Annotated in this window: 7 protein-coding genes and 1 pseudogene; 3 read left to right on the top strand and 5 right to left on the bottom strand. The window is 66.9% G+C overall.

Features of this window, described 5'->3' with window-relative positions:
* Positions 1–269 precede the first annotated feature (269 nt).
* Complete coding sequence (tyrS, locus tag AC5Y39_RS18230) at positions 270–1,541, bottom strand: tyrosine--tRNA ligase (protein ID WP_500020588.1); 1,272 nt, start codon at positions 1,539–1,541, stop codon at positions 270–272.
* A 56-nt stretch (positions 1,542–1,597) separates the two neighbouring features.
* Positions 1,598–2,217, bottom strand: a pseudogene (locus AC5Y39_RS18225) (DNA-3-methyladenine glycosylase).
* Between the two features lie 48 nt (positions 2,218–2,265).
* Here AC5Y39_RS18225 and AC5Y39_RS18220 point away from each other — a divergent pair.
* The 3 genes from AC5Y39_RS18220 to AC5Y39_RS18210 are packed head-to-tail and all read left to right on the top strand — an operon-like array spanning position 2,266 to position 4,405.
* Positions 2,266–3,030: an ABC transporter ATP-binding protein gene (locus AC5Y39_RS18220; RefSeq protein WP_500020586.1), complete on the top strand. Its 765-nt coding sequence runs from the start codon at positions 2,266–2,268 to the stop codon at positions 3,028–3,030.
* Positions 2,964–3,782 carry an ABC transporter permease gene (locus AC5Y39_RS18215; protein WP_500020584.1) on the top strand — a complete coding sequence of 273 codons (819 nt, stop codon included), beginning with the start codon at positions 2,964–2,966 and terminating at the stop codon, positions 3,780–3,782. The genes AC5Y39_RS18220 and AC5Y39_RS18215 overlap by 67 nt, the downstream gene beginning before the upstream one ends.
* Complete coding sequence (locus AC5Y39_RS18210) at positions 3,779–4,405, top strand: TetR/AcrR family transcriptional regulator (RefSeq protein WP_500020582.1); 627 nt, start codon at positions 3,779–3,781, stop codon at positions 4,403–4,405. Before AC5Y39_RS18215 ends, AC5Y39_RS18210 begins: the two co-directional genes overlap by 4 nt.
* On the opposite strand, the gene AC5Y39_RS18205 is transcribed toward AC5Y39_RS18210, so the two are convergent.
* The 3 genes from AC5Y39_RS18205 to AC5Y39_RS18195 form a co-directional block, all read right to left on the bottom strand.
* Positions 4,371–4,595, bottom strand: a complete 225-nt coding sequence (locus tag AC5Y39_RS18205; protein WP_500020580.1) for a Trm112 family protein — start codon at positions 4,593–4,595, stop codon at positions 4,371–4,373. The genes AC5Y39_RS18210 and AC5Y39_RS18205 overlap by 35 nt on opposite strands.
* A complete protein-coding gene (locus tag AC5Y39_RS18200) occupies positions 4,592–5,095 on the bottom strand; it encodes a hypothetical protein (protein WP_500020578.1) in 504 nt (167 codons plus the stop codon). The genes AC5Y39_RS18205 and AC5Y39_RS18200 overlap by 4 nt, the downstream gene beginning before the upstream one ends.
* A gap of 84 nt (positions 5,096–5,179) precedes the next feature.
* Positions 5,180–8,149: an acyl-CoA synthetase gene (locus AC5Y39_RS18195; RefSeq protein ID WP_500020576.1), complete on the bottom strand. Its 2,970-nt coding sequence runs from the start codon at positions 8,147–8,149 to the stop codon at positions 5,180–5,182.
* Between the last annotated feature and the right edge of the window lie 26 nt (positions 8,150–8,175).

The raw sequence follows: 8,175 nt of genomic DNA, 5'->3' as shown, positions 1-8,175 counted from the left end.
CACCGGCCGCGCAGCCAGCCCGCGGCTTGAGCCGCGTACCAGTGTGCGGACGGCGAGGCGCCCACCGAAGTGGACTTCCCTCTGGGAAGCCATCGCGCTCGGCGGACGAGGCCGCGTCGCAACGGCTCCATTAAGTTACGTGAGGGACAACGTAGAGTCAAATACGCTGCTAGCGCACAGCTTTCGCCCCGGTCGGCTCATTGCTACGCCAATGGTCGTGGCTGCGCCAGCGGCTCAGCCCTGCCAATGGTCGTGGCTGCGCCAGCGGCTCATCCAACACGCTCGACGCCGGCAATATTCCTCTTGCCTCGCCGCAGCACCAGCCACCGTCCATAGAGGTAGTCCTCTGACCCAGGCGTCCAGTCCTCCGAGTCGATCCGGACGTTGTTGACCGACACTCCCCCTTCGGCAATGGTCCGACGCGCGGCACCCTTGCTCGGCGTGAGCCCAGTGGCCACCAACAGGTCCACGATCCCGTCCGGCGCACCCGGCTTCAGCTCTGCGACAGATGCTTCCCGCAGCGCGGCAGCCAGCGTCGGCTCATCGAGGCGCGACAGCTCGCCGCGGCCGAACAACGCCTGACTGGCAAGCTCCACCGATGCCGTCGCCGCCTCGCCGTGCACCAGCGTGGTGAGCTCGCGCGCGAGCCGACGCTGCGCAGCCCTTTCGTGCGGCCGCGTCGTCGTCGCCTCGGCGAGCTCCTCGATCTCGTCGGCGGGGAGGAATGTGAACCAGCGCAAGTACCGGACGACGTCGGCGTCGGCGGTATTGATGAAGTACTGGTACCAGGCGTAAGGGCTCGTCATGTCCGGGTCCAGCCAGAGGTTGCCACCGCCCGTGGACTTGCCGAACTTGGTGCCGTCCGCAGACGTCACCAGTGGAACTGTCAACGCGTGCACTGTGGCGCTTTGCTTTTGGCGGACCAGACGCACGCCGGCGATGATGTTGCCCCACTGATCCGACCCGCCGATCTGCAGTGTGCAGTTGTGCCGTCGGAATAACTCCACATAGTCGTTGGCCTGCAACAGCATGTAGCTGAATTCGGTGTAGGAGATGCCTTCGCCCTCGAGGCGACGCCGGATCGTGTCGCGGTCGAGCATCACGTTGACAGAGAAGTACTTGCCGACGTCGCGGAGGAAATCGATCGCGGTCAGCTCGGATGTCCAGGAGAGATTGTTCTCGACGATCGCGCCGGCGGGTCCGTCGAAATCGACGAACCGCTCGAGCTGGCCACGGATGCGTGCGGCCCAGTCGGCGACCGTGTCGCTGGTGTTGAGGACCCTCTCTCCGGTGTCGCGGGGATCGCCGATCAGTCCGGTGGCTCCGCCAGCCAGCACGATCGGCCGGTGGCCGAACTGCTGGAAGCGGCGCAACGTCAGCAGCGGCACGAGATGGCCGGCATGCAGGCTGGGGGCGGTCGGGTCGAACCCGGCGTAGAGCGTGACCGGCGCTGCGGCCAGTTCGGCGGCGAGTGCGTCGGCATCGGTGGACTGTGCAATCAGCTCACGCCAGCCCAGCTCATCGAGGATCGTCGTACTCACCAGGTCGATCTTTCCGTATTCGACGGACTCGATCGCATGCGGCAGCGCGGCCGACGTCAGCTGCTGGATCCCGGCGCAGGCGCGCGGGGACTACGGCGTACGCCGACACCTCGGGGCGGCCCGCCAACCAGAAGCGCCACGCCCGGTCCGCAGCCTGACTGACTCCGACGCGCGGCCCACTTTCCGCCGCGAGCGCGCCGCGCAGCGCGAGCCGGACCGGGCTCGCGGGGTCGAACAGGTCGACGCCGTAGTGGTCCATCGTGATCCCCAGTGCCGAACACAGGTTGCCGGGCCCGCGCGCCAACCCTCGCTCACGCACTCCCTCCCCGCGGCGTGCTCGAGCAACGTCGATGCCGTCGTCGACCACCGCAGCTCGCAGCAAGACCGCTGCCGCCGTGCCCTCTGGGCCACACACCACGTTGGCGCAGACATGGATGCCGTGACTGCGATACGTGTACAGCCTGCCCGCCGCGCCGAACATCACTGCATTGCGGCCGTTGGGCCCCCGGAAGGAATGCGACGCCGGGTCCGGCCATGGCCCGTTCGGTGGCCCGCCATAGGCCTCGACCTCGACGATCGTGGCGCTGACGTCATCTGCGACCAGGCGAGCACCCAGTAGCCGCCGTGCCGCGGTGGGCGGATCGACGACAAGCGACTCGACTCCCACCGCACAGATTGTGCCCGTCCCTTGACACCGGGCCCCACGAGGCACAAAATTCATCGCATGATGACTTCATCGAGTGGTGAATTGTTGGGGCGAGGCGCGGAGGCCGTCATTTCCGTCGAGCACCTGCGCGTCATCCGCGGGAAGCGCCCCGCTATCCACGACCTGTCCGTACAGATCGCCGGCGGCACCATCACCGGCCTGCTGGGTCCGTCCGGCTGCGGCAAGACCACATTGATCCGCTCGATCGTCGGTACACAGATCGTCGCCGCGGGAACTGTCACTGTGCTCGGTCAGCCGGCCGGCGCGCCGGCGCTGCGTCGGCGCATCGGCTACATGCCGCAGGATCCGACCATCTACAACGATCTGCGGGTCGTCGACAACGTGCGCTACTTTGCGGCGCTGTACGGCATGGGTGCCGACGACGCCGACGCGGCGATCGAGGCCGTCGGCCTCGGCGAACACCGGTCCGCCTACAGCGCGAATCTGTCCGGCGGACAACGTGCGCGGGTGTCGCTGGCATGCGCTCTGGTGTGTCACCCGGATGTGTTGGTGCTCGACGAACCGACGGTGGGACTCGACCCGGTGTTGCGAGCCGATTTGTGGCAGCGGTTTCGTGCGCTCGCGAAAAGCGGTGTCACGCTTCTGGTTTCGAGTCATGTGATGGACGAGGCGGACCACTGCGACGACGTGGTGCTGATGCGCGAAGGACATCTGGTGGCTCATACGACGCCCGCCCGACTAAGAGAGGACACAGGATGCAGCTCACTGGAGGAAGCGTTTCTGTCCATCATCAGGCGCAGCACCGAGCGCCAAGCCGGATAGGACTGCGTGGCTACACCGCCAGCACGGCACGCATCCTGCGCCAGCTGGCCGCCGACCGGCGCAGCATCGCGATGATTCTGCTGGTGCCGGTGCTCATCATCACGCTGATGTACTTCATGTTCCGCGACGTGCCGTCACGACCCGGCGCGCCGTCGGGATTCAACACCGCGTGCCTGGTGCTGCTCGGCCTGTTCCCGTTGTTCGTGATGTTCGTGATCACCGCGATCACCATGCAGCGCGAAAGAGCCTCAGGCACCTTGGAACGCATACTGACAACACCATTGCGCCGACTCGATCTGTTGGCGGCGTACGGCACAGCGTTCTCCATAGCTGCCGCAGCGCAGGCGACGCTGGCGTGTGTGGTGGCGTTCTGGATTCTCGGGTTCACCACCGCAGGCAGTCCGGCGTGGGTGTTCGTCATCGCGATTGTCAACGCAGTCCTCGGGGTGGGCTTGGGCCTGCTGTGTAGTGCGTTCGCGCGCACCGAGTTTCAGGCAGTGCAGTTCATCCCGCTGGTGATGGTGCCGCAGCTGCTGCTGGCCGGGATCATCGTGCCGCGCGCCGTGATGCCCGAATGGCTGCAGTGGATCTCGAACGTCATGCCCGCCAGTTATGCTCTCGAGGCGCTGCAGCAGGTCGGGGCCCATCCGGAGCTGACCGGCACCGCGGTGCGTGACATCGTCGTCGTCATCGGCTGTGCGGTCGTAGCGCTGGCCTTGGCGGCGGCGACACTTCGGCGAAGGACTCCATGAGGTTGACGACGACACCGCAGCGACGCCGGCCCGGACGACCGGCCGGCACATCGGATACCCGCGAGCGAATCCTGGTCTGTGCGCGAGAGCTGTTCGCCCGCAACGGTATTGACAAGACGTCGATTCGCGCTGTGGCAGCCGCGGCCGGGGTCGACGCGGCATTGGTGCACCACTACTACGGCAGCAAGCAGCAACTGTTCGCCGCGGCCATCCACGTGCCGATCGATCCGATGGAGGTCATCGGTCCGTTACGCGAAACCCCGGTCGATCAGATCGGCTCTAGGTTGCCGAGACTGCTGCTGCCGCTGTGGGATTCGGAGGCCGGCAAGGGCGTCATCGCGACGATGCGCTCGCTGTTGGCAGGGTCGGAGGTGACGTTGCTGCGGTCGTTTCTGCAAGAGGTGATCGCCGCGGAAATCGGACCGCGCGTGGACGATCCACCGGGCTCAGGCGCGGTCCGCGTGCAATTCGTGGCGTCACAGCTTCTCGGCGTCGTGATGGCGCGCTACATCTTGGAGCTGAACCCGTTCAAGTCCCTGCCTGTCGAGCAGATCGCAGAAACGATCGGGCCCAATCTGCAGCGCTATCTCACTGGCGATCTGCCGGGCTGGCCAGCGACATGAGCCGGCGATGTTCGTCGTCGGACACGTCGACGGCCTCGTCGACCAGAAGCACTGGGATGCCGTCGTCGATCCGGTAGGCGCGGCGCAGCCGCGGGTTGTAGAGCACATCGTCCACGTAGAGCAGTGGTCCCCGATCGGCCGGGCAGACCAGGATGCTCAGCAGCTTCTCGTCGAGACCGGCTCCAATCATCCGGGCGGACCGACCGACTGCCCGGGTGCCCGGCCGTCACCCACTGTCCACGGGTTGCCGCCGATGTTGATGCCGCCCGGGCCCACAGTGATCCCCCCCGGGCTGCTCGGGTTGTACTGGTTGATGCCGATCGAGTAGTCGTTGCCGCCCTTCGACGCCGCCTTCGCCTGCTCGAGCCGGTGGTTCTGACCGGCGACCAACGCCTTGAGGGCGTTGATCAGCGGAGTTTGGTTGGGCCGGTACTTCAACGAATCCTGCACGGCGGTGAGCTCGCCTGTCGTGGGCTTGACCCCCATGGACCGCAGCTTCAGCGACTGGTTCAGCAGGCTGGATATCTGGCCCGCGCCCGCTGCCGTGGTGAATTCCTGCGCCAGATCGTCGAGCACGTCGGCGCGAGCGGTGCCGACTGCCGGGCCGAAAGCGAGCGCCATCGCGAGTCCGGCGCCGGCGAGTGCCGCCGTGACTGCTCGTCGCACGCTGTTCTTCGGCTCAATCGTCATGCGATTCCTCCCGAAGCCGATTGCGAAGCGGCGATATGCCACCGACGGAGCTTAACAGCGGTCGAGGCCCGGTGACAGGCATGATCAGCGCGACGCTTGTTCCCATTCGGCGCGGGCCGGCGCCGTCAACCGCTTGTAACGGTTGGTCTGCGGATCCAGGAACCACGCGTGGCGGCCGGCCTTGGGGATGCCCGCGTGGCGAAGCGCGCCCACCGTCGGCCGGTACGAGGCGCTCAGCGTGAGATCCGGCACCACGTGCACGAAGTCCGGTCGGTCTTTACCCAGCGGGGCCATCGCCTCGCTCAGGTCTGCCGCGGAGATGGCGGCCCCGCTGCACATGGTCACCGCCGTCACCGCGACCTGGTGGTCGCCGACGTCGACGCCGTACGTGACGGCGAGGTCGACGGCCGGCATCAGCGAGATCGTGTCGTTGATCGGGGCGTCGAACACCGCACCGCGGGCCGTGCGGATCACCGAGCTGCGGGTGCCCATCAGCCAGAAGTCGCCGTCGCCGTCACGCCGGAACAGATACTCGGTGGAGATCCAGGTGTCGCCGGGTGAGAACACCCCCCGCTTGACCGAGGCGTGCGGATCGACCGGTCCCCGCGGCCGGGCCAGCAGCACGCCGACCTCGTCGGTGCCCGCTCGCCGCACGAATCCGCGCTCGTCTTCGAGGATCAGGTCCGACTCGGCGTCGTAAGCGGCCAGTTCGACATACGCCGCCCCGGGCAGCGGCCGACCCTTGCTGCCGACCTTGGCGCCCGCGACGTTGGCGAGTACCGCCTGCCCGTCGGTGGTCGCGAAGAACTCGACGACATGGGCCGGCGCAAACTCGTCGACAACGCGTTGCCACAGCCCGGTCGGCATGCCCGAACCGATGAACAGCCGCACCGGATGGTGGCCCTTCAAGTCGAAAGCCGGGTCCTGCAGCACCTCGCGAAGCATCGCCCAGGTGTACGTCACCACCGACACGCCGTACTGACGTAGCTCATGCACGAACCGGTCCGGACGCAGCCCGCGCGACAACGCGATCCGAGAGCCGCCGACCACGGCACCGCCCAAGCTCACCAACAAACCGGAGGGATGATGCAACGGGGTGAGGCAGTACACGGTGTCGCGGCGGCTCAACGCGGCCGTCGACGCGGTCCCGAACGCCGACAGCGCCCATCGGTAGTTGGTGATCTGCCGGGCCACCAGCTCTCCCCCGCTTTGGGCGAACGCCACGAACGCGATGTCCTTGGCCAGGCCCGGGTTTGGCCGGTACCAACCCGGCAGCTCGACGGCGTCGGGGTCGATCTTCTCCATGTCGATCACGGCGTCGTCGTTCGGCATCAGGTGCAAGTCGCGGCTCTCGCCGCCGCCGAGCACCAGAAGTTGCAGCGACAGTCGGCGTGCGGCTTTGAGGTTGGTGGGATCGGTGATGATCTGGTTCACGCCGCCGAGGCGAGCGGCCGCAGCCAGGTCCGCGTCCGGCGGCATCAACACCGCGACGGCACCCAACCGCGACAGCGCCGCAATGGCGACCAGCGCGCTGGGCCTGGTCTCCATCAGCACACCGACCCGGTCGCCTTGGCGCACACCGACTTCAATCAGCCCACGCACGACGTTGTTGATCCGGGTGTCGACGGCCTCGTAGGTGTGCACGCGGCCGTCGAACAGCAGGCACTCCCCCTCGGGTGCGTTGGCAGCCTGCTCGGACATGATGCGGCCCAACGAGATCCGGGTGTGCTCGTTGATCTGGCCGAGACGAGCCAGCCGCGGCAACGTGCGGGCGGTTTCGACGGCCAGCGACCGCATGGACTTGTTCGCGGCGACGACGGCGTTGCCCGCCGAGCGGGCGATGTCGAACGCCACTTCTGATGCGACGCCGGCGCCGTGAGCCACGCGGGACGCCAACGGCACACCGCTCTCCTTGTGTTCGGTCGGCTGTGGAGACATCCGGCAGATGCCTTCGGGCATGTTGCCTTCGCCGGACAGCCACTTCACCCAGGCCGCGACGGTCGGCCACGTTTGGGTGGACGCCTTGGAGCCGACGACGAGCCCGAAATGGCCGCTGCGGATGCAGTATTCGTAGACATCAGCGTTGGGCGCCGCACGCTGGATACCGCGCACGGCAGCCGGCTGCCCGATGTCGTCGACCTCGCCGATGACCGCGAGAATCGGCACGACGATGTCGGTCAGCGTGACCAGCTCGCCGTGGATCGAAAAGCCGCCCGTCATCATCCGGTTGTGGGCGATGAACTGTTTGAGCAACTCCGAGATCGCCGGACCGCCCCAGGCGATCCACCCCTCGCGCTCCAGGAAGCGGCGCTGCTGCTCCCGCGGCAACAACGCTTCGCGGTCGTGGAGCTGACGCAAGAAGTCGATGCGGGCTTTCGCGGTCTTGACTGGGTCCAGCAGCTGAAAACCGGTGCGGGCCAACCAACCTGGGATATCGACACGGCTGAACACATGGTCGGCCATGAATTCGGCGGCCGCGGGCGCGATGTTGGGCGGAAGCCCCATCGGCAGTGCTGCGAGCGTGTCCACCGGCGAGCCGAACGCGATGATGCTCGCGAGATCGCGCGAGCGTCGATAGGCGGCGGTCTGATAGGCCCACATGCCGCCCTGCGAGTAGCCCGCGAGGTGAATGTCTTGGCCGGTGGTCTTTTTGACCGTGTCGATGGCCTCGCTGATCGCGACGATGTGGTCGGCGAGCGTGCGCTCCATGCCGCCTTCGACGCGATCCGGCGAGCCGAAGTCGATGACCCACGGATCGATTCCGGCCTTGTGCAGAATGCCGACGGCGCCGTCTTCACGCGTGACGTCCCACATATCCGCCGACATCATCATCGGATGCACCATCAGGACCGGCGGCCCGACGGGCGATTGCCCGTTGCGATTGTCCGGCGGAAAGTACCGCCGCAGCCGGTACATCGGCACGCTCTCGACGATCTGGAAGGGAGACGGGACCGTCCCCGTCTCCAATCCGCCGTAGCGGAGCACCTCGAGGCCGTTCTGAGCGGTGGCGATCAAGCGGCCGATCGGCCTGGTGATCGGTGACAAGTCCACCATCGGCGCTGCCTCCACCCTTCGACGTC

It is taken from the genome of Mycobacterium sp. NGS39 (genome assembly GCF_059812765.1).
Note: the sequence above shows the minus strand (reverse complement) of the source record. Positions and strands in the feature narration are given on the sequence as shown.